17 protein-coding genes are annotated in these 18,853 nt (G+C 64.7%); 4 read left to right on the top strand and 13 right to left on the bottom strand.

Features of this window, described 5'->3' with window-relative positions; all coding sequences use genetic code 11:
• Window positions 1–351: 351 nt before the first annotated feature.
• From AC1DXM_RS11940 to AC1DXM_RS11905, 8 genes are all read right to left on the bottom strand, one after another.
• Complete coding sequence (locus AC1DXM_RS11940) at window positions 352–1,332, bottom strand: ABC transporter permease (RefSeq protein WP_477233220.1); 981 nt, start codon at window positions 1,330–1,332, stop codon at window positions 352–354.
• 268 nt (window positions 1,333–1,600) lie between these two features.
• Window positions 1,601–2,572 (bottom strand): ABC transporter permease, encoded by a 972-nt coding sequence (locus tag AC1DXM_RS11935; RefSeq protein WP_477233219.1) that lies wholly within the window; start codon window positions 2,570–2,572, stop codon window positions 1,601–1,603.
• On the bottom strand, window positions 2,569–4,119 hold the full coding sequence (locus tag AC1DXM_RS11930) for a sugar ABC transporter ATP-binding protein (protein WP_477233218.1): 1,551 nt from the start codon (window positions 4,117–4,119) through the stop codon (window positions 2,569–2,571). The genes AC1DXM_RS11935 and AC1DXM_RS11930 overlap by 4 nt, the downstream gene beginning before the upstream one ends.
• A 371-nt stretch (window positions 4,120–4,490) precedes the next feature.
• Window positions 4,491–5,525 carry an ABC transporter substrate-binding protein gene (locus AC1DXM_RS11925; protein ID WP_477233217.1) on the bottom strand — a complete coding sequence of 345 codons (1,035 nt, stop codon included), beginning with the start codon at window positions 5,523–5,525 and terminating at the stop codon, window positions 4,491–4,493.
• 85 nt (window positions 5,526–5,610) lie between these two features.
• Window positions 5,611–6,525, bottom strand: coding sequence for a sugar phosphate isomerase/epimerase family protein (locus AC1DXM_RS11920; RefSeq protein ID WP_477233216.1), 915 nt, complete (start codon window positions 6,523–6,525; stop codon window positions 5,611–5,613).
• A 35-nt stretch (window positions 6,526–6,560) separates the two neighbouring features.
• Window positions 6,561–8,093 (bottom strand): mannitol dehydrogenase family protein, encoded by a 1,533-nt coding sequence (locus AC1DXM_RS11915; RefSeq protein WP_477233215.1) that lies wholly within the window; start codon window positions 8,091–8,093, stop codon window positions 6,561–6,563.
• Window positions 8,090–8,872: an SDR family oxidoreductase gene (locus AC1DXM_RS11910; RefSeq protein WP_477233214.1), complete on the bottom strand. Its 783-nt coding sequence runs from the start codon at window positions 8,870–8,872 to the stop codon at window positions 8,090–8,092. Before AC1DXM_RS11910 ends, AC1DXM_RS11915 begins: the two co-directional genes overlap by 4 nt.
• A gap of 78 nt (window positions 8,873–8,950) precedes the next feature.
• Complete coding sequence (locus AC1DXM_RS11905; RefSeq protein ID WP_477233213.1) at window positions 8,951–9,832, bottom strand: MurR/RpiR family transcriptional regulator; 882 nt, start codon at window positions 9,830–9,832, stop codon at window positions 8,951–8,953.
• Window positions 9,833–9,983: 151 nt separating this feature from the next.
• Between AC1DXM_RS11905 and AC1DXM_RS11900 the strand changes: the two genes are divergently transcribed.
• Window positions 9,984–11,168 (top strand): Gfo/Idh/MocA family protein, encoded by a 1,185-nt coding sequence (locus tag AC1DXM_RS11900; protein ID WP_477233212.1) that lies wholly within the window; start codon window positions 9,984–9,986, stop codon window positions 11,166–11,168.
• 239 nt (window positions 11,169–11,407) lie between these two features.
• Window positions 11,408–11,656: a hypothetical protein gene (locus tag AC1DXM_RS11895; protein ID WP_477233211.1), complete on the top strand. Its 249-nt coding sequence runs from the start codon at window positions 11,408–11,410 to the stop codon at window positions 11,654–11,656.
• Between the two features lie 50 nt (window positions 11,657–11,706).
• Here AC1DXM_RS11895 and rsgA read toward each other — a convergent pair whose 3' ends face one another.
• A complete protein-coding gene (rsgA, locus tag AC1DXM_RS11890) occupies window positions 11,707–12,765 on the bottom strand; it encodes a ribosome small subunit-dependent GTPase A (protein WP_477233210.1) in 1,059 nt (352 codons plus the stop codon).
• Between rsgA and AC1DXM_RS11885 the strand changes: the two genes are divergently transcribed.
• Together AC1DXM_RS11885 and AC1DXM_RS11880 are read left to right on the top strand one after the other, a co-directional pair.
• On the top strand, window positions 12,764–13,078 hold the full coding sequence (locus AC1DXM_RS11885) for a hypothetical protein (RefSeq protein ID WP_477233209.1): 315 nt from the start codon (window positions 12,764–12,766) through the stop codon (window positions 13,076–13,078). The two genes, rsgA and AC1DXM_RS11885, sit on opposite strands and share 2 nt — an antisense overlap.
• 312 nt (window positions 13,079–13,390) lie before the next feature.
• A complete protein-coding gene (locus AC1DXM_RS11880) occupies window positions 13,391–14,536 on the top strand; it encodes an extracellular catalytic domain type 1 short-chain-length polyhydroxyalkanoate depolymerase (protein ID WP_477233208.1) in 1,146 nt (381 codons plus the stop codon).
• Between the two features lie 39 nt (window positions 14,537–14,575).
• Here AC1DXM_RS11880 and AC1DXM_RS11875 read toward each other — a convergent pair whose 3' ends face one another.
• The 4 genes from AC1DXM_RS11875 to AC1DXM_RS11860 form a co-directional block, all read right to left on the bottom strand.
• Window positions 14,576–14,794 (bottom strand): hypothetical protein, encoded by a 219-nt coding sequence (locus tag AC1DXM_RS11875; RefSeq protein ID WP_477233207.1) that lies wholly within the window; start codon window positions 14,792–14,794, stop codon window positions 14,576–14,578.
• Window positions 14,795–14,833: 39 nt separating this feature from the next.
• Window positions 14,834–16,945, bottom strand: coding sequence for a catalase (gene katE, locus AC1DXM_RS11870; RefSeq protein ID WP_477233206.1), 2,112 nt, complete (start codon window positions 16,943–16,945; stop codon window positions 14,834–14,836).
• Between the two features lie 84 nt (window positions 16,946–17,029).
• Entirely contained in the window at window positions 17,030–17,635 is a 606-nt protein-coding gene (locus AC1DXM_RS11865) for a general stress protein (RefSeq protein WP_477233205.1), read from the bottom strand.
• 33 nt (window positions 17,636–17,668) lie between these two features.
• Window positions 17,669–18,433 (bottom strand): DUF4142 domain-containing protein, encoded by a 765-nt coding sequence (locus tag AC1DXM_RS11860; protein WP_477233204.1) that lies wholly within the window; start codon window positions 18,431–18,433, stop codon window positions 17,669–17,671.
• Between the last annotated feature and the right edge of the window lie 420 nt (window positions 18,434–18,853).

Genomic DNA, 18,853 nt, shown 5'->3' with positions numbered 1-18,853 from the left:
GTTCGTCGCGTCCTGGGTTGGTACGACCGTCCAGGACCGTGGCAATCGCATAGGGTGCTCCCCCACTCCGTCTCGGCTTCGCCGAGCCACCTCTACCCCCACATTCGTGGGGGAGAGGAAATGCTAATCTCCGAGGTCGCGGCTTCGAAAAGCTTGGGTTTCCCCCTCCCTCAAAAGCTTGGGTTTCCTCACCGTCAAAAAGCTTGGGCTTTCCTCTCCCCCACTATGTGGGGGTAGAGGTGGCTCGGCGAAGCCGAGACGGAGTGGGGGCCGGCGCTGCCATAGGCGGTTGGCCTGCATCTGGGCGGGTACGCTTGGCTTGCAGCGTCGCGCTCGACTGCAACGCCAGCCCTACCTCTCCTCCACAATCCTTAGATACGCCGCCGTCACGAACAGAACGATCAGCCCGAACAATATCCGTCTTGCGCCCTCCGGCATCTGCAGGATCGTCAGCAGCGTCGTCAGCACGGTCAGGATCAGCGCGCCGATGATGGTGCCGGTATAGCCGCCGCGGCCGCCGAAGATGGAGGTGCCGCCGATCACGGCAGCGGCGACCGAGGGCAGCACCAGCGGTTCGGCGAGCGACAGCGAGGGGGCCTTGATCAGGCCGATATAGAGCAGGCCGGTGATGCCTGCGAGCACGCTGGAGGTGACGTAGAGCGCGGTGATCACCTGCCAGTATTGCACGCCCGACAGGCGGGTCGCGCGCTCATTGTCGCCGACGGCGTAGAGCAGGCGGCCGAAGCCGGTGCGGGCGAGCGTGAAGACGATGAGGGCGGCCAGCGGGGCGAACAGCAAGAGCGCGTTGGGGAAGCCCCACGTCACGCCGGTGCCGAGCCAGGCGAGGAAGTCGGGGATCTTGGCGCCCGACGCGATTACCGTGCGCTGGTAGACCTGCAGGCAGCCGGTGCCGATCAGGCTGGTGCCTAGCGTCATGATCAGCGGATGGACGCGAAAGACGCCGACACCGATGCCGTTGACGAGGCCGATCAGCACCGCCGGCATCATCGCCAAGAGGAAGGCCACTGCCGGGTCCTGGTTGACGACTTGCGTGGCCATGATGAAGGCGCTCATCGTCGCCACCGTGCCGACCGACAGATCGATGCCGCCGGTCAGCATGGTCATGGTCTGGCAGCCCGCCAGAATCGCCAGCGGAATGGCAAATTTGATGGTGTTGGCGATCCAGCGCTCGTTGACGATGCCGGGGCGCAGGATCTGCAGGATCACCACCAGGATGATGAGCAGGATGACCAGCGGGATGAGCGGCCGGTCGGCCATGAAGCGTTTTAGGCGGCGGCCGAGGGGGACGGGAGTGATGGCGGTGGTGGTCATGACGCTGCCCTAGCTCGCGAAGAGGTTTGCCAGGTGCGGTAAGTGGGCGAGGCTGGCGCTCTACGGCGCCCCCCTCTGTCCTGCCGGACATCTCCCCCACGAGTGGGGAGATTGGCGGTTTTGGCGCCCCGCTCTTTTTTGCAACGGTGGAGATTGGCGAAGACCGCAATGACAGCTGATCTCCCCCCTCGTGGGGGAGATGTCCGGCAGGACAGAGGGGGGCGCGCAGGAACGCCGACATTCCGCGGCAACAGCATAACCCCTCCCATCATTGCCGCCCCCGCATCGTGATAAACGCGCCGAACATCACCACCGCCACCATGATCAAGCCTTCGATGATGGCGGTGACGTTCGGATCGATGGCGAGCAGCGTGAGATCCGTGCGCACCAGGCGCAGCACGAAGACGGCGACGATGGGGCCGAGCAGGCCGCCCTTGCCGCCGCCGAGCGCGACGCCGCCCAGCACCACCGCAGCGACGCTGGCCAAGAGATAGGGGCCGGGGATGGGGGCGCCGATGCCGGTGCTCATGGTCAGCGCCAGGCCGCCAAAGGCAGCAAACAGGCCCGACAGCGCATAGGCGATGATGCGGGTGCGCTTGACCGGCACGCCTGAGCGGAACGCCGCCAGTTCGCTGGAGCCGATGGCGTAGAGGGAGAGGCCGAGGCGCGAGCGCCGGAGCGGTATCCAGATGATGCAGAGGCAGACGATCAGCACCAGCAGCGCCTTGGGCAGCCAGGCGTCGATGGCGTCGGGCAGACCGGGGATCGGCGCGGTGCCGGAGATCAGCGCCTTCAGCCATTCGGCGATGCCACCGCCCGGCGCGTCGAGCACCAGAAGCGCGGCACCCTGCAGCACGAACAGCATGGCGAGCGTGACGACAATGTCAGGCACGCGGGTGACGACGATGAGCAGGCCGTTGAGCGCGCCGAGGACAAAACCCATGGCGAGCACGAAGGGCACGACGAACAGCGCGTATTCCTCCGACGCGCCGTTCATCATCGACGCCGCGGTGACGCTGGTCAGCGCCATCATGGCGGCGACCGACAGGTCGATGCCGCCGGCGATGACCACCACCGTCTGCGCTGCAACAGCAAAGGCGTAAGGCAGCACGGCCCGCGCCAGCGAACCGAAATCATTGCTGCCATAGGCCGGCTGGATGATCCTGGTGGCGATAAACAGGACGATGAGCAGGGCGAACAGGCCGACGACCCAACCCTGGCGGCGCAGGAAATGGCTCATGGCGTCGCCTCCGGCGCATCGGAGGCATGGGCGGTGGGATCCGCCAGAATGCCGATATCGGCCTTGGCGCCGCGCGGCAGGCCGTAGGCGGCGCGCATCAGCGCCGGCTCGTCGGCCTCCTCGACCGGAAAAATGTCGACCAGGCGGCCGCCGAAGATGACGATGACGCGGTCGCAGACACGTTGCACCTCTTCCAGCTCCGAGGTGTAGAACAGCACCGACTTGCCGTTGCCGGCGAGCTCGCGCAGCAGTTTGTAGATCTCCTGCTTGGTGCCGACATCGATGCCGCGCGTCGGGTCGAAGCACAAGATGGTGCGGGCATCCGCCGCGATCCAGCGGGCGATGGTCACCTTCTGCTGGTTGCCGCCGGACAGGCGCTGCACCTCGCCCTGCGCGCGGGTGTCGATCTGCAGCCGCTCGATGGCGCTGAGCACCGTGGCGCGCTCGCGGCGCATGTTGATCGGGCCCCAGTTGCGGAGCGCGGCAGAGAAGGGCAGGGCGATGTTTTCACGGACCGAGCGCTGCACGGCGAGCGCTTCGGAACGGTCGCCCGGCACATAGGCAATGCCGGCGCGGATCGCGTCGATCGGGTGCGAGAATTTCACCGGGGCGCCATCGACCTCGATCGTGCCGCCGGAGGGCCGGATCGAGCCGGCAAGGGCGGCGAACAATTCGTCCTGGCCCTGGCCTTCGAGCGCAACGACGCCGGCGACCTCGCCATCGGCGAGATCGAAGGAGACGTCGCTGAGCTTGGTGCCGACGCGCAGATTGTGCACCGAAAGACGCGGCCGGGCAGCGGCGGGTGCGGCCTTCTGCGCGGCGCTGCGGGCTGCGACATGGGTTTTGACGATGCGGGTGCCGAGCATCAGCTCGACGATCTTTTCCTCGACGCCCGGCACGATGTCGACGACGCCGACGGTCTCGCCGTCGCGCAGCACGGTCGCGCGGTCGCAGAGTGCCGAGATTTCGACGAAGCGGTGCGAGATGAAGATCACGGCGCGGCCGGCATCGCCCTGGCGGCGCACCACTTCCAGCACCTTTTCGGCGAGGTTGGCGGGAAGTGCGGCCGTCATCTCGTCGAGCAGCAGCACGTCGGGCTCGACGGCCAGCGCGCGTGCCAGGTCGAGCACGCGCAGCACGGCCAGCGGAATGTCGCGTGCGGTGTCGCGCAAATCGAGGGCCGTAATGCCGAGCTCGCGCACCCAGGCGCGGAACGGCTCGACCGGCGTGCCGGTGAGCCTGAGATTGGACAGGACGTCGAGATCGGGGATCAGCGACGGCTCCTGGTAGACCGGCAGCAGCCCGGCACGGCGCGCAGCGGCGGGCGAGCGAATGTCGCGCGCCTCGCCGCGGATCAGGATGCGCCCGGCATTGGCCGGAATGGCGCCGGTCAGAATCTTCACCAGCGTTGACTTGCCAGCACCATTGGCGCCCATCAGAGCGTGCACCTCGCCCGGCAGGACGGAGAGCGACGCGTCGCGCAGCGCTGCAACCGCGCCGTAGTTCTTGGCGACGCCGGTGGCGTCGAGGAGGGGGCTGGTGGTCAAATGGTTTGGGTCTCGATTTCTGTGCTCAAATAACTGCGAATGTCAGCGCCGCCCCTCACTGTCCTGCCGGACATCTCTCCCCGTAAACGGCAGGGGAATCGCATATGCGGAACAAAGATGGAATCTCGCGACGTTTGTTCTCGACGCGATTCCGATTTGTTCGCCGTTCGATTCCTCGAAAGAGTCCATATGCGATAGCCCTACCGTAAACGGGGAGAGAGAAGCTGGCCGCGGCGCCGGCGCCCTTCCTGCAACGTTGAAGGTTGGCGAAATCGGCGACGAGCGTCCCTCTCCCCGTCACTATACGGGGAGAGGATGCCGGCAGGCAGGTGAGGGGCAGCGCCGACGGATAGTCGTCAGCAAAAACCTGCTTACTCCCCCGGCCCCTTGCACGCGATGATCTGCTCCTTGGTGTACGTCGTCCACTCCGGGATCGAGATCGAGACCGGCCATTCCGGGCTGAGCGACGGGTCGGCTGCTGCCTTCACCTTGGCCTTGCCTTCGTCGGTGGCGTTGTCCCACAGCTGCGGGTCGACCAGCACGGTCTGCTGTGCCGGCTTCTTGCCGTCGAGGATCTGCAAAGCGAGCGTTACGCCCGCACCGCCGATCGAGCCGGGGTTTGTTACGGCAGCACCGACGAGACCCTTGACCGAGCTCAGCTGGCCGACGAAGCCGGCATTGTCGGCGCCGACAATCGGCACCAGCGGCGCCTGCGATTCGACCAGCGCGTCGACGATGACGTTGTCGATTCCGGAAGTCCAGATGCCGTTGAACGGCGTGCCGGTGGCGAGGAACGACAGCATCTGCTGCTTGGCCTGGTCCTGCTGCCAGCCGGTGAAGACTTCCTGCGCAACCTTCACGTCAGGGTTTTCGGCCAGCGCCTTCTTGAAGCCTTTGTCGCGATCACTGTCGGCCGAGGCACCTGCAGCGCCGCGCATGTAAAACACCTCGCCCTTGCCGCCCATCTGCTGGAACAGCCATTTGGCGCCGAGATAAGCATACTGTTCCTGGTTGTTGGAGATGATGTAGGCCGACGGCTCGGTGACCGCCTGGTCGACGGCGACGACGACGATGCCGGCCTTGGTGGCTTCTTCGAGGCCTGCCTTGATGCCGGCGGGGTCAGCGGGGTTGACGACGATGGCGTCGACCTTGGCGCTGATCAGGTTGCGGATGTCTTCGAGCTGGCCGGCGGCATCGGTGTTGCGGTGGGCGATGTTGAGTTTCGTCACTTCGCCCGACGCCAACGCTTGCGCCTTCATGGCGCAGACCATCTCCTCGCGCCAGCCATTGCCCTGCACGGTGTTGGAAATGCCGATCGTGTATTTGCCCTCCGCCGACGAGACGCCCATCGAGGCGAGCAGCGCGGCACCCGCAAGCAGCGGAACCATGGTCAGTATTTTCTTCATGTCAGTACTCCTCCACATTGTTTTTCAGTTTCTGGGTTTCGCTCCCGCCGGATTGCGACAGGATCAAAACCAAGTTGTTGCCTCGTCATTTGACGAAGGGACGCAGCACGTCGCGGGCAAGCAGGAAACCGCGCTTGACCTGATCATCGCTGCCTTCAAAGCGTCGGTCCTCGTGCTCGATGATGACGGAGCCGTCATAGCCGGCGCGGTAGAGGCCGGAGAAGAAGCCGCTCCAGTCGACATCGCCCAACCCCGGCATGCGCGGCACCTGCCAGCCTATCCCGGCCGAGAGGATCCCGCGCTCATAAAGTCCATCATGACCAATCATCAGGTCCTTGGCATGGACATGCAGCATGTAGGGACCGAATTCCCTGATGAAGCGGCCCTGGTCGATCATCTGCCAGATCAGATGCGAGGGGTCGAAATTCATGCCGACCTCGCCGCCCCAGGCCTCCAGGATGCGGCGCCAGACCTGCGGCGAATAGGCGATGTTGTGCCCGCCCGGCCACTCGTCATAGCTGAAGATCATCGGGCAATTCTCGAAGGCGAGTTTGATCTCGTGATCGCGCGCATAGGCGACGATTTCGGGCCAGACCTTCAGCGCATCCTGCCAGTTGACGTCGACGGTCTTCGAGGCATCGCCGCCGCAGAAGGTGTTGACCACCGGCACGCCCATGTTGGCGGCCAGCACGATGACCTTCTTCAGATGGCCGATGACGGCTTCGCGGTGCGCAGGGTCCGGATGCAGCGGGTTCGGATAGTAGCCAAGGCCGGAGACGGTCAGCTTCTTCTCCGTCAGCGAGGCGACGATCTCCTTGGCCTGCGCAGGCGAGGTCGAAGCAGCATCGATGTGGCTGGTGCCGGCATAGCGTCGCGTCGCGCCGGAAGTTTTCGGCCAGCAGGCAATCTCCAGGGCCTCGAAGCCGGCCGCGTTTGCCCAATCGGCGACTTCGGCAAGCGGCGTCTCCGCGAACGGTGCCGTCAGCAGTCCAAGTTTCATAGTGCCTCCCTTGGTCGTGGCTTCACGACCGGAACCTATAATGCCGATTGTTTGGATCGCTTCAACCGTGCGACCTCATCTCGTTCAAGACTGTGCCGAACGGCCGCCATCGGATCGTCCGATAGCAGGTCGCCCAGCGCCGATGTGACGGCCGCGCGGAATGTCTCGTCAGCGGCGAGGCCGGGGTCGAATATCCCGTCGATGGCGAGGATGGCGGACGCCAGCGCCTGCGCATCATGGCCGGTCATGTCGGCGATGTCGGCGACCTTATCGGCATAGGGATCCGACACCGGCCAGCGTTTGCCGAAGCGGTCAGAGGCCTGGATGAGATAGGCCATCCAGCCGGCGACCGGCACCGACAGCAGCCCGATGCTGGCGCCCTGGCTCAGCCGATCGCGGATCGGGTTGAGCAGGCGCTGGACGATCTTTTGCGAACCGTCGGTGGCGACCTGGTGGTTGCGGTGGCGGATAGCTGTGTTCTTCAGCCGGGCAAGGCTCTGCTCGACATAGGCGAGCGGCAGGATGCCGGGCACCGGCATCAGCGTTGGCAGCGTTTCTTCGACCAGCATGCGCCTGATGAAGTCCGACAGCAGCGGGTCGGCCATGGCATCCGATGTGTGTTCGAGCCCGGCCAGCACGCCGAGTGTGGCAAGCGTCGTCTGGGCGCCGTTCAGCACCCGCATCTTGAGATGCTCGAACGGCGTGACATCGTCGACGAAGGTGGCGCCGACCAGATCCCAGCGCGGCATGCGGCCGGCGAATTTTTCCTCGATCACCCATTGCCGGAACGGCTCGCCGACGGCGACAGCGCCGTCGCGATAACCGAACCACTGCTCGACGCTGTCGAGGTCGGCCTGCGTCACCGCCGGCGCGATGCGGTCGACCATGGCTGAGGGGAAAGCGACATTGGCCGCGATCCAATCCGCCAGGCCATTGCCGCGCCGTTCGGCAAAGCTGCGCACGACATTGCCGAGGATGACGCCATTGGTCGGAATGTTGTCGCAGGAGAGCAGCGTCAGCGGCCTTCCATGCGTGGCCATGCGCAGCTCCAGCGCCCGCACCAACAGGCCGGGCACGCTGCGCGGGGTCTCGGGGTTGGCGAGGTCGTGGACGATGTCGGGATGGCCAAGGTCGAGCTCGCCGCTCGACGGGATGTGGCAATAGCCTTTTTCGGTCACCGTCATCGTCACCAGTTCGATGTCAGGCGACACCAGCACGCCGAGCGCCGGTGCCGCACTCTCCTCGCTGTCGACCACCCGGACGATGCTGCCGATGACGCGTGCCTCGATATGGCTGTTTTCGCGGATCAGCCTTGTATAGAGCCCGCTCTGTCGTCCCAGCGTGTCGGCGAGGCTGGGCGGGCGGACGTTGATGCCCACGATGCCCCAGCGGTCGAAGCGCAGCGACAGAAGATCATCGGTGTATTCGGCCTGGTGGCAGCGGTGGAAAGCGCCGACACCAAGATGCGCCATGCCGGGCGCCAGCATCGTGCGGTCGTAGGACGGTGTCTGGACCGATGCCGGCAAACGGTCGAGCAACGCCGGCCCAAGCGTTTCGATGGCGCTCATCGGTTCGCCCCGATCACCGCTTGCTCCTGGTCGATCACGGCACCGGTCATCGGCCCCGCGGCGTCGGAGAGCAGGAAGACGGCAAGGCTGGCGATGTCGTTCGGCGTCAGCAGCCGGCCGAAAGGCTGCGCGGCGTTGGCCTTGTCGAGCCAGCCCGGACCATTGCCCAGCGTTTCAGCCTGCATGATGCGTTCGGCCGGCGTGTCGGTCCAGCCGACATTGATGCCGTTGACGCGGATGCGGTCGAAGCGATGGGCGTTGGCGGCATTCTTGGTCAGCGTCGCCAGCGCACCCTTGGTGGCGGAATAGACGGCAAGCTCCGGTGAGCCGCAATGGGCGTTGATCGACAGGATGTTGAGAATAGCGCCACCCTGGCCGCGCGTCTTCATGTCGGCAATGGCCGCCTGCATCAGGAAGAACGGCGCACGCGCATTGACGGCAAACAGCGCCGCCCAGTCGTCGAGGCTGGCGTCGAGGAAAGAGGCGCGGTCGGTCAGCCCTGCGGCGTTGACCAGCGCATCGATGCGGCCGAAGCGCTCGATGCAGGCTTGCGCCAGAAGGGCGGGGGCCTCCGGGTCGGCAAGATCGGCGGCAACGAAGATGGTCGGCGTGCCCAATTGCGAAAGCTCTGCCGCCACGGCCTTGCCACGCGTTATCTCGCGCCCGGTGACGAGAAGGCCGGCGGCGCCGGAACGCGCCAGCGTTTCGGCAATGGCACGGCCAATGCCTTGCGTCGACCCGGTGACCAAGGCCACCTTGCCGTCAAGCCGGATCTCCATTCCTCCTCCCGGAACAAAGTTTCTATTTTTCTAGATATGGAACGGTAATTCCCGATAGTCAATTGTGCCAGCGACGCCTCACTCTCCGCGTCGCGCCGCCACCCCATGGACCAGCGCCATCCCTACGGCGAGCGATGCCGCCAGCGAACGGAAACCGGCGAAGTCGGATTCCACCACTTCCAGCCAGGCATCCGACAGCGGGATCAGCGGGCTGAAGGTGCTGTCGGTGACGGTGACGATGCGCGCCTTGCGCTCATGCGCCACCGCGACCAGATCGGGAGTGATTGAATTGTAAGGACTGAAGGAGACGGCGAGCACCGCATCCTTTGTGCCGATGCAGCCGATCTGGTCGAGCGCTGAGGAGCCGACATTGTCGACCAGCACGTTGCGCACGCCCTGCTGCGAGAGGGTCAGCGACAGGTAGGCGGTGACGGGAAAGGCGCGCTTGGAGCCGATGACATAGATCAGCTCGGCATCCGCCAGCAGCGCCACCATCTTGTCGAAACTCTTGACGTCGAAGCCGGCCTCGATGCGGCCGAGCGAGGCCTGCGATGCCCCAACCATGCCGTGCAGGAAATGCAGATTGGGTTCGGTCTCGGTGCGCGGCTCGCCGCGCCCTTCCGGCCATGATCCCTTGATGTGCTCCTTGAACAGGCCCTGGAAATCGGAAAAGCCGGAATAGCCGAAGATCTGCGCAAAGCGCACCAGCGTCGAGGGCTGCACGCCGGCCTGTGCCGCCACCTGCGCGATGGTGCCGAGCGCGACATCGCTCGGATGCTGCCACAGGAAAATCGCCACCTGCCGAAGCCGCTTGGGGAAATGCACCGTGCCCGACGACAGCACCGCGCGCAGCTCCTCGTAAGTCTGTGGCTGGATGTAGCCGAGTGCCGCCAGCGAGCGCCCGCGCTTGCGCGTCGCCGCCTCGTCGGCGATCGATCGTCCCTTGCTTGCCCCACTCATGATTTCAGGCTAGCGCGATACGATCGTTTTACAATATGAAAATTGGAAATCGTGTTCGAAAGCGGTGATTGATGCGAGCGGTCAAAAGCAGCGCTCTACGGGCGGGACAGAACTCGACGACGGCAACAAAACAGTCTTCCCGGGAGGAAACATGGTCTACGCAACATCGGACGGATCGGCGGGCAAGCGGCTGAGGGTCGGCATGGTCGGCGGTGGGCGCAATGCCTTTATCGGCGCCGTGCATCGGCTCGCCATGCGTCTCGACGATCAGATCGTTCTGGTTGCCGGCGCGCTGTCGTCCGACCCGGAGAATGCCGCTGCCTCGGCGGCCGAGATCGGCATCGCGCCGGAGCGCAGCTATGCCGATTATCGCGAGATGGCGCGAGCCGAAGCCGGGCGGCCGGACGGCATCGAGGCGGTGGTCATCGTCACGCCCAACCACTTGCATGCGCCTATCGCGACAGTCTTTCTCGAAGCCGGCATCGACGTCATCTGCGACAAGCCGTTGTCGACGACGCTCAGCGATGCCGAAGCGCTGGTGGCGCTGTCGCGAGCGAAAAAACGCCGCTTCGTCGTCACGCTCAACAACACCGGCTACGCCATGGTGCGCCAGGCGCGCGAAATGGTGGCGGCGGGTGAACTTGGCCGCATCGTGTCGGTGCACGGAGCCTACATCCAGGACTGGCTGACGAAGCCGATCGACGCCGAAGGCCAGAAGCAGGCGGAGTGGCGCACCGATCCGGCGCGCGCCGGGCAGTCGGCGGTGCTGGCCGATATCGGCGTGCATGCCTTCAACCTGGCAAGCTACATCTCCGGCTGCGAGGCCGAGGCTGTTTCGGCCGATCTGTTCACCGCCGTGCCCGGGCGCCGGCTCGACGACAATGCGCATGTGCTGCTGCGCTGGACCGGCGGCGCGCGCGGCACGATCCTCGCCAGCCAGACCTCGCCCGGCCACTACAATGACCTCTCCGTGCGCATCTATGGCGACAGAGCCGGGCTCGAATGGTCGGGCGGCCGGCCGGAGGAATTGCGCTTCTCCGTCTATGGCGAGGAAACCCGCACGCTTGTGCGCGGCGGTCATGGCTCGACGGCGGAAGCCCAGCGTGTGTCGCGCATGCCAGCGGCGCACCCCGAAGGCTATATCGAGGCCTTCGCCAATTTCTACCGCGACGCCGCGGATATTATTCGCGCGCATCGCGCTGGTGGGGTGGTGGATGCGGCGCGGGCGGCGCAGGTGCCGGATGTGGTCGATGGGGCGCGGGGTGTGAAGTTTGTTGCGGCGGCGGTGGAGTCGAATGCGGCCGGCGGAGCCTGGACCGCGGCGCGGTTTGGGTGAAGTGAGAGGACGAGCTGCTGTGGTTAGCGGCATAGGCAATCGCTGAAGGCGTTCTCGGCGCTGCCCTACGCGATTGTCCTGCCGAAGGCGCTGCAGCGGTTCATCTGACCTGGCTGCATCTGGGTGCCGAAGTACTCTTCGGCGGCTTTACTGGATAAAACAAAACACTGCTACGCGTGTGTTAATCATGATATGGCTTGTTCATTGTCAGGACACCGGCCCTTCCGTATTCGGTAACAATGCGCAACGTCCAACTGTTCCTTGCCGCCAGTCTTGGCTGCCTCGTTCTCTCGGCGTTTTCCTTTGGCGCGCCGCAAAGCCTGCTGGTCACCCTGTTTCCAGACGGCAATGCAGCGAAGGTGGCGCAATGCAGAAGCCTTCTCAAAATCCATTTCGACAGCGGTAAATGGCCGGACAAGGGTACGCCCGACTATATAAGCTTCTATGATTGCTACGTTCTGATCTGCGGGCGCAAGCCGGGCGCTTGAAGGCACATCGCCGGGCTTCCTGAATCCTCTTTCTGGAATGCCTTATCCGCTCAACGCCGCTTTGGGCGACTGCCGGGGGACTTGTTGCCGCGCGGGCCGCTCTGAACCGGCGTGTTGCCCTGGTTTTCCTCGGATAGTTTGCGCCAGCGGGCCAGGCGCTCGGGATCGAGCGTACCGGCCTTCAAGGCAGCCTGCACCGCGCAGCCCGGTTCGTGGACATGGGTGCAGTCGCGGAATTTGCACAGCGGGGCAAGCTCGGTGATTTCGGCAAACAGCGTGTCGATGCCGGAGGCGACGTCGCTGACATGCAGCGTGCGCATGCCCGGCGTATCGATCACCCAGCCGCCGCCGGCAATGGCGTGCAGCGACCGCGCCGTGGTGGTGTGGCGCCCCTTGGCATCGTGCTCCCGGATGCCGGCGGTCTGTTGCGGCGCTTGCTGCGCCGATCCGGCCAGCGTGTTGACCAGCGTCGATTTGCCGACGCCGGAGGAACCGACCAGCGCCACAGTCTGGCCCGCACCGCACCAGGCGGCGAGCGCGGTTGCGGCATCGGCGACGCGCGGGTTCAGCGTCACCACCGCCAGCCCCCGCTGCAGGGCCGCAGCCTGGCTTTGGTACGCCTCGGCATCGTCAGCCGTGTCGGCCTTGGTCAGCAGGATTACCGGCGTCGTTCCGGCCTCGTTGGCCAGCGCCAGATAGCGCTCGAGCCGGGCGATGTTGAAATCGGCATTGCAGGAGGTGACGATGAAGAGCGTATCGACATTGGCCGCCGCCAGCTGCGGCACCCTGCCGCCCTGCGTGCGGCGCTCCAGCACCGTCTTGCGGGTCAGGCGGCGGCGCAGCAGATGCGTGTGGGGCTCGACGAGCACCCAGTCGCCGACGGCGTAGTCGCCGGTGTTGGCATTCGCCGGCAGCGCCAGGTCTGCCGGCCCTGCCTGGGACAGGCCGGTCAGGCGGTCCCGGTGCACCGAGGCGATGCGCGTCGGGACGAGGTCTGCCTCATCGGCCTCAAGTTGATCGCCGAAGAACTCGGTCCAGCCCAGGCTTGCGAGGGAAGTCGTCACGGTTTTGACCAAGGCGTCACAGACATCGAGGTATCCTTGGCACATGGCTGCAGGCAGCAGCCTCTCGGAGCAGGATGATAGTCCGAGCCGTTCTATGGGCGGCATGGCGGGATTTGGCAAGCCGACCATGCGGACAGGCGAGCCGTTTCGTGATCTGGCTGCCGCCGATCCCGACCCTTTCGCGGACGAGAAAGGGCGTGCCGCGGCCAAGAAAGAAGAAGCCGCCGCAGGCTTAAGCGCTGTCGGCGATCACTGGGTTCACAAGGAGAAGGAGGGGATGGCCGGCGCCACAGGGGGCGGGGGGTTGGGATGGGGTTGCCTGAAGCACCGGCCAAAGCGGGACAAGTCCCGCTGCTGAACAAGGTATCAGAGGTTGGATCGGTTCATATGGTGTGATCGCGGAACTGGCGCAAAAGCGCTTTCGCATCGCCGCTTCGGTGCCGCCAAAGGCCCTGCAACCGGTGGTTTTCCGGTGGGTTGCGTGGGTTGCGCAAGCGCCGGTTGAAGGTGCTCAGGCAGCTGTCGTTTTGAGTGTTGGTTCCGGCATCACGCAACGGATTGTATGATCGGCCATTAATCCGCCGTGCAGCTTGTTATTGTGCAGTGCAGCAACGATATTGCTGCGAGTGCGTTGTGCACGACTGCCATTCCGGCGCGCAAGGATACTGATTTGCGAAATATGTCCGATACGATCGCTCGCCTCAGCGCGATGCGCGGCCGGCCTGTCGGCTCCATGCAGAGCAAGGACGACCATCTGTCCGACATGACGGGGTTCGGGTCCAATCCCGGCGCCTTGCGGGCGCGGCTTTATCTTCCTGACAATCTGCCGCGGCAGGCGGCGCTGGTCGTCGTGCTGCATGGCTGTACCCAGAATGCCGCCGCCTACGATCACGGTTCCGGCTGGAGTGAGCTCGCAGCGGAGCAGGGTTTTGCGGTGCTCTTCCCGGAGCAGCAGCGCGCCAACAACGCCAATCTTTGCTTCAACTGGTTTGTGCCCGGCGATATCCGCCGCGACAGCGGCGAGGCGCTATCCATCCGCCAGATGATCGAGGCGGCTGTCGTCACGCATGGCCTCGACCGCAGTCGTATCTTCGTCACCGGACTGTCGGCTGGCGGCGCCATGGCGGCGGCGATGCTGGCTGCCTATCCGGAGGTGTTTGCCGGCGGCGCGATCATTGCCGGGCTTGCCTACGGCAGCGCCTCGACCATCCCCGAAGCCTTCGACCGCATGCGCGGCCATGGCGGCCCGTCCAAAACCGAGCTGCAGCGTCTGTTGCGGCAGGCCTCGCCGCACAAGGGGCCGTGGCCGCGGATTTCGGTGTGGCAGGGCTCGGCCGACACCACCGTCGTGCCGGCCAACGCGGGCGCGGTGCTGGCGCAATGGCAGAGTGTGCACGGCGTCGGCGAGAAGCCGGCACGGACGGAAAAGGTCGACGGTCAGACGCGGAAGGTCTGGTCCGACAACGATGGACGCGACGTGGTCGAGACATTCACCATTGCCGGCATGGGCCACGGCACACCGCTGAAGACGAGCGGCGACGATGGCCTCGGCGAAGCAGGGCCGTTCATGCTGGATGTCGGGATTTCCTCGACGCGCCACATCGCCCGCTTCTGGGATCTGGCAAAGCCGGACGTTCGACATAAGGCGAAAGCCGCGACCGCTTCAGGCGCCGCGTTGCAGCCCTTTGCGCCGAAGGAAAAGCCGCGCGCGGTCCGTGTCGATCCCGCTCCGGAACCTGCTAACGCACGCGGCACGGCAGGCGGGATTACCAAGGTCATCGAAGATGCACTGCGCGCAGCGGGGCTGATGCGCTAGCGTTGGCGGCGGACGAGCTTACGGGCTCGCCCGTCGTGCTCACTCCTTGCGAGCAGGGACCGGCGAAGGGGCGGGCTCTTTCCCCTCGACGCTGTTGTCGTTCACCCGCAGCGCGTTGCCCTCCACCTTGTTCGGTTCGGCATCGGTGCGCGCCTTCGGCGGCGCCGGCGAGGACGTTTCGTCGCGCTCGCTCGCGCTGTTGTCGTTTACCCGCAACGCCTTGCCTGTGACCTTTGTTCGGTCGCTGTCATCGTTCATGTCGAACTCCTTGCTTGTGCCAACCAGGGCCACGCTTGGCTATGCCATCTTCACCTTCGGCTCGCGCGCCCACAGGCGCAGCACGCCGAGGGCCGACACAAAGCCGGCGACATCCTTGGGTCCGGAGACCGCGACGCAGCCATCGTCGAGGCTGTCGGCAATGCCCGCCTTGTCAAGCAGCGGCAGTGCCGCCTCGACATAGCCGATGAACTTGCAGTGCGCGAAAGCATCGGCGACGAAATCGCGCGCCGTGGATTCCTTGACCAGATCGGCCATCGCCGCCTTGGACGGCAGCAAGGCGACCGCGTCGTAGAGCACGGACGGGCCGCCGCCGATCATCTGCTGCGCCTCGATCAGGCTGCCGTCGCTGGCCTTGGCGCCGCCGACCTTGGGAGCGATGATTTCGAACACCGCACCGGCCTTGGTCAATGCAGCGGTCAGCGCCTTGAGCAGCGCGGCATCGGTGCCGTCGGTAACCAATATGCCGAGCTTGCGGCCCTCGAAACGGTTGGGGCCGTTGGCGACGATGCTGAGCGAAGGTGAAGCGGCCAAATCCTGCCTGGTGGCAATGGCGGCATCGGCCGGTTTCGGCATCGCCTTCAGACCAAGCCCGTCGCCGACCTTGTTGGCCAGCCCTTCATCGATGTTGAGCAGGTGGGACACCATGCGTTCGCGAATGACAGGGGTTTGCACCTTGCTGAGTTCGAAGGTCAGCGCGGCCGCGATATGGCCTTGCTCGGGCGGTGTCTGGCTGATGTAGAACTGCCGCGCCTGGCTGTAGTGGTCGGCAAAGCTTTCGGCGCGGATGCGCTGTTTGGGACCCTGCTCGGCTTCGGCAAACGAGCGGAAGCCATGCTGCGGCGATTCCCGTGGACCTTCGCCAAACGAATTCGGCTGGTAGTTCACCCGGCCGACCGGATTGCGCATGGCCATATGGCCGTCCTGCTGGAAATTGTGGAACGGGCATTTCGGCGCGTTGATCGGGATGTGGGTGAAGTTGGTGCTGCCCAGCCGCTTTATCTGCGTGTCGAGATAGGAAAAGTTCCGGCCCTGCAGCAGCGGGTCGTTGGAGAAGTCGATACCGGGCGGAACGTTCTGGGTCATGAAGGCGACCTGCTCCGTCTCGGCGAAGAAATTGTCCGGCATGTGGTCGAGAACCAGGCGGCCGACAGGGATCGGCGGCAGGATCTCTTCGGGGATCAGTTTGGTGGCGTCGAGCACGTCGAAATCGAAACCGTCGGCAAAGTCCTGGTCGAACAATTGCAGCTGCAATTCCCACTCGGGAAACGCGCCGGCCTTGATCGAGTCCCAGAGATCACGGCGATGGAAATCCGGATCGGCGCCATTGATCTTCACCGCTTCGTTCCACGCCACCGATTGCAGCCCGAGCTTCGGCTTCCAGTGAAACTTGACGAAGGTGGATTCGTCCTTGGCGTTGAGCATGCGGAAGGTGTGGACGCCGAAGCCTTCCATGAAGCGGAAGGAGCGCGGGATCGCCCGGTCCGACATCACCCACATGATCATGTGCATGGACTCAGGCGTCAGAGAGATGAAGTCCCAGAAATTGTCATGCGCCGATTGCGCCTGCGGAAAGGCGCGGTCGGGCTCTTCCTTCACGGCATGGACCATGTCGGGAAACTTCATCGCATCCTGGATGAAGAACACCGGGATGTTGTTGCCGACAATGTCCCAATTGCCTTCCTGCGTGTAGAGCTTCACAGCGAAGCCGCGCACGTCGCGCGCCAGGTCGAACGATCCCTTGTTGCCGGCGACGGTGGAGAAGCGCACGAAGGCCGGCGTCTTCTCGCCGGCGCGCTGGAAGATGTCGGCGCGGGTGTATTTGGCCAGCGATTCATAAGTCTCGAAATAGCCGTGCGCGCCGTAGCCGCGCGCATGCACGACGCGCTCAGGGATGCGTTCGTGATCGAAATGGAAAATCTTCTCGCGGAAATGAAAGTCTTCGAGCACCGTCGGCCCGCGCGCGCCGATCTTCAGGGAGTTCTGGTCGTCCGAAACCGGTCCGCCCTGGGCGGTGGTGAGGGCGGGAACGTCGCCCTCGGCAATCTGATGCAATTCTCCCCCTTCGCCTCGAACCAGCTTCTGATCGTGGATGACAGCCTGATTGCTGACGCGGCTTGGAGACTTGGACATGGACGGGTTCCTTGGGTAGCGAGTGGATCCTGGGTGGTCGATATGACGAAGCCCCGCCGTCTTTCGGCGGCGGGGCTTCGATGATCAGAGCGGGCTGGCGTTGCGCGTCCTGTCGCGTTCCACCTCGATGTCGGTGTAAGGGTCGGCCTTGGGATCGAAGCCGGTCCAGCCACCGGCTTCATAGGCGCCACGGCGGTCTTCCAGGTTGACCGAGTTGGCCTGGCCTAGGATCCGCTCGGCTTCGCCGGCAAGCTCGTCGCTGACCCTGGCGGTCACCATCGTGCCACCGCGGCGAACGCCCTCGGCATAGACATGGGCATCCTTTTCCGAGACGCCGGAATCGGTCAGCGCGCCGACGATGCCGCCGGCGGCACCACCGACCACCGCGCCGCCCACGGCGCCGACCGCGGTGGCGGCCAGCCAGCCGGCTGCGACGACAGGACCGACACCCGGGATGGCCATGAGGCCGAGACCGGTCAGCAGGCCACCGGCGCCGCCGATGACGGCGCCAACGCCGGCACCGCCGGTTGCATCTTCAGCCGCCTTGGAGGTGTTGCCATCCTCGTACCAGTCGTCCGAATTGTTGGCGACGATGCTGATATCGGCATGCGGAATACCGCTGGCCTCCAGCTCGCCGACGGCATCGGAAGCGTCATCGTAATTGTCGAAAAGTCCGGTTACGGTTTTCATGGTCTTGATCTCCTCGATCTGGTTTCAGTCGGTTCAGTTGGTGCCGGCAACGATGTTGCCCTGGTAGTCGAGCGCGACGGTGGTGTTCTTGCCGTCCTTGGTCGCCTGGCCGCGCCAGATGCCCTGGTCGTCCTTGGTCAGCTTCGACACATCGGAGTAGCCGGCATCCTGGATGCGATCCTTGGCCTGGTCCTCGGTGAAGCTGTTGGCGCCGGGAACGGGAGCGGCTGGATTGGCGGTGTCCGTCGTGGTCACGGCAGGGGTGGTCGAGCTCGTGGCTGGGGCCGCCTCGCCGGTGGTGGAAGCGCCGGTGGCGGCAATCTTCTCGACCATCTCCTGATGCATCTTGAGCGTAGGCAAGGTCTCCGAGGCAAAGGTCTTCAGCTGCGCGTTGTCGCCGTCCTTGGCGTAGCTCTCGAACAGCGTGACCGCCTCCGAATGCGCATCGCGCTGCAACTGGACATAGGGCTTGTCGACAGCGTCCTTGGCAGTCTGCAGGCTGTCGAGATCGGCCTTGTGCTTGGCGTCCAGTTCCTTGGGCACCGTCAGCTTCTGCTCGCCGGCGATGGTCTCGAGCTTAGCGTTGGCCGCGCCATGGTCGTCGATCATCTTCTTGGCGAAATCCTTGACGCCCTGGTCCTGCGCCTTGCCCTCGGCGATCTTGCTGGAATCGACTTCGAACATGCCGCCGACGGCGGCCTTGTCGACAAAATCCTGCGCGCTGTCGGCAGCGAAAGCGGGCAGGGCGAAGGTCATGGCAGTGGCAGCGGCCAGAGCCAGAAGCATACGGTTTCTCATGAATAGGATCCTCGTTAGGCACACATCGTGCTGAGGGGCTAACAAGTACTGGAGGGCTTTGTTCCGCCGCGCGAACGTTTATGGCGGGGACGCAAGGTCAGCGGAACAAGATGGCGCGGGCAGCGTTGCACGGCGATCAGTAAAGATGCCGAACTTGTTGAACCCGCCCGTCAGATGTCCTAGCAGGCGGGCTTTATTCATGCAGGTAGCCGGACTTATTTTCTGGCTGGGCGCGAGGCAGGCTTGGGAGGATTTCGTCCGTCGGATTGATGCGTCTTGTCGTCGACATCCCCGACAGGCCGGGTCAAGCCCATGCCACTTGGCGGCTTCTTGTTGGCCGCGGCATCCTGAGAGAAATTGTCCGACGGGTCGGGACCGGTCCGTGCCGGGTATTTGGTGGCACCGGTCTCACGATGGTTT

This window comes from Mesorhizobium sp. P3_A2, assembly GCF_056403115.1.
Note: the sequence above shows the minus strand (reverse complement) of the source record. Positions and strands in the feature narration are given on the sequence as shown.

Bases quoted from the DNA above. Each gene is read 5' to 3' on its own strand.
- AC1DXM_RS11940 (WP_477233220.1), bottom strand. From the start codon at position 1,332: ATGACCACCACCGCCATCACTCCCGTCCCCCTCGGCCGCCGCCTAAAA.
- AC1DXM_RS11935 (WP_477233219.1), bottom strand. From the start codon at position 2,572: ATGAGCCATTTCCTGCGCCGCCAGGGTTGGGTCGTCGGCCTGTTCGCC.
- AC1DXM_RS11925 (WP_477233217.1), bottom strand. From the start codon at position 5,525: ATGAAGAAAATACTGACCATGGTTCCGCTGCTTGCGGGTGCCGCGCTG.
- AC1DXM_RS11920 (WP_477233216.1), bottom strand. From the start codon at position 6,525: ATGAAACTTGGACTGCTGACGGCACCGTTCGCGGAGACGCCGCTTGCC.
- AC1DXM_RS11915 (WP_477233215.1), bottom strand. From the start codon at position 8,093: ATGAGCGCCATCGAAACGCTTGGGCCGGCGTTGCTCGACCGTTTGCCG.
- AC1DXM_RS11910 (WP_477233214.1), bottom strand. From the start codon at position 8,872: ATGGAGATCCGGCTTGACGGCAAGGTGGCCTTGGTCACCGGGTCGACG.
- AC1DXM_RS11905 (WP_477233213.1), bottom strand. From the start codon at position 9,832: ATGAGTGGGGCAAGCAAGGGACGATCGATCGCCGACGAGGCGGCGACG.
- AC1DXM_RS11900 (WP_477233212.1), top strand. From the start codon at position 9,984: ATGGTCTACGCAACATCGGACGGATCGGCGGGCAAGCGGCTGAGGGTC.
- AC1DXM_RS11895 (WP_477233211.1), top strand. From the start codon at position 11,408: ATGCGCAACGTCCAACTGTTCCTTGCCGCCAGTCTTGGCTGCCTCGTT.
- AC1DXM_RS11885 (WP_477233209.1), top strand. From the start codon at position 12,764: ATGGCTGCAGGCAGCAGCCTCTCGGAGCAGGATGATAGTCCGAGCCGT.
- rsgA (WP_477233210.1), bottom strand. From the start codon at position 12,765: ATGTGCCAAGGATACCTCGATGTCTGTGACGCCTTGGTCAAAACCGTG.
- AC1DXM_RS11875 (WP_477233207.1), bottom strand. From the start codon at position 14,794: ATGAACGATGACAGCGACCGAACAAAGGTCACAGGCAAGGCGTTGCGG.
- katE (WP_477233206.1), bottom strand. From the start codon at position 16,945: ATGTCCAAGTCTCCAAGCCGCGTCAGCAATCAGGCTGTCATCCACGAT.
- AC1DXM_RS11865 (WP_477233205.1), bottom strand. From the start codon at position 17,635: ATGAAAACCGTAACCGGACTTTTCGACAATTACGATGACGCTTCCGAT.
- AC1DXM_RS11860 (WP_477233204.1), bottom strand. From the start codon at position 18,433: ATGAGAAACCGTATGCTTCTGGCTCTGGCCGCTGCCACTGCCATGACC.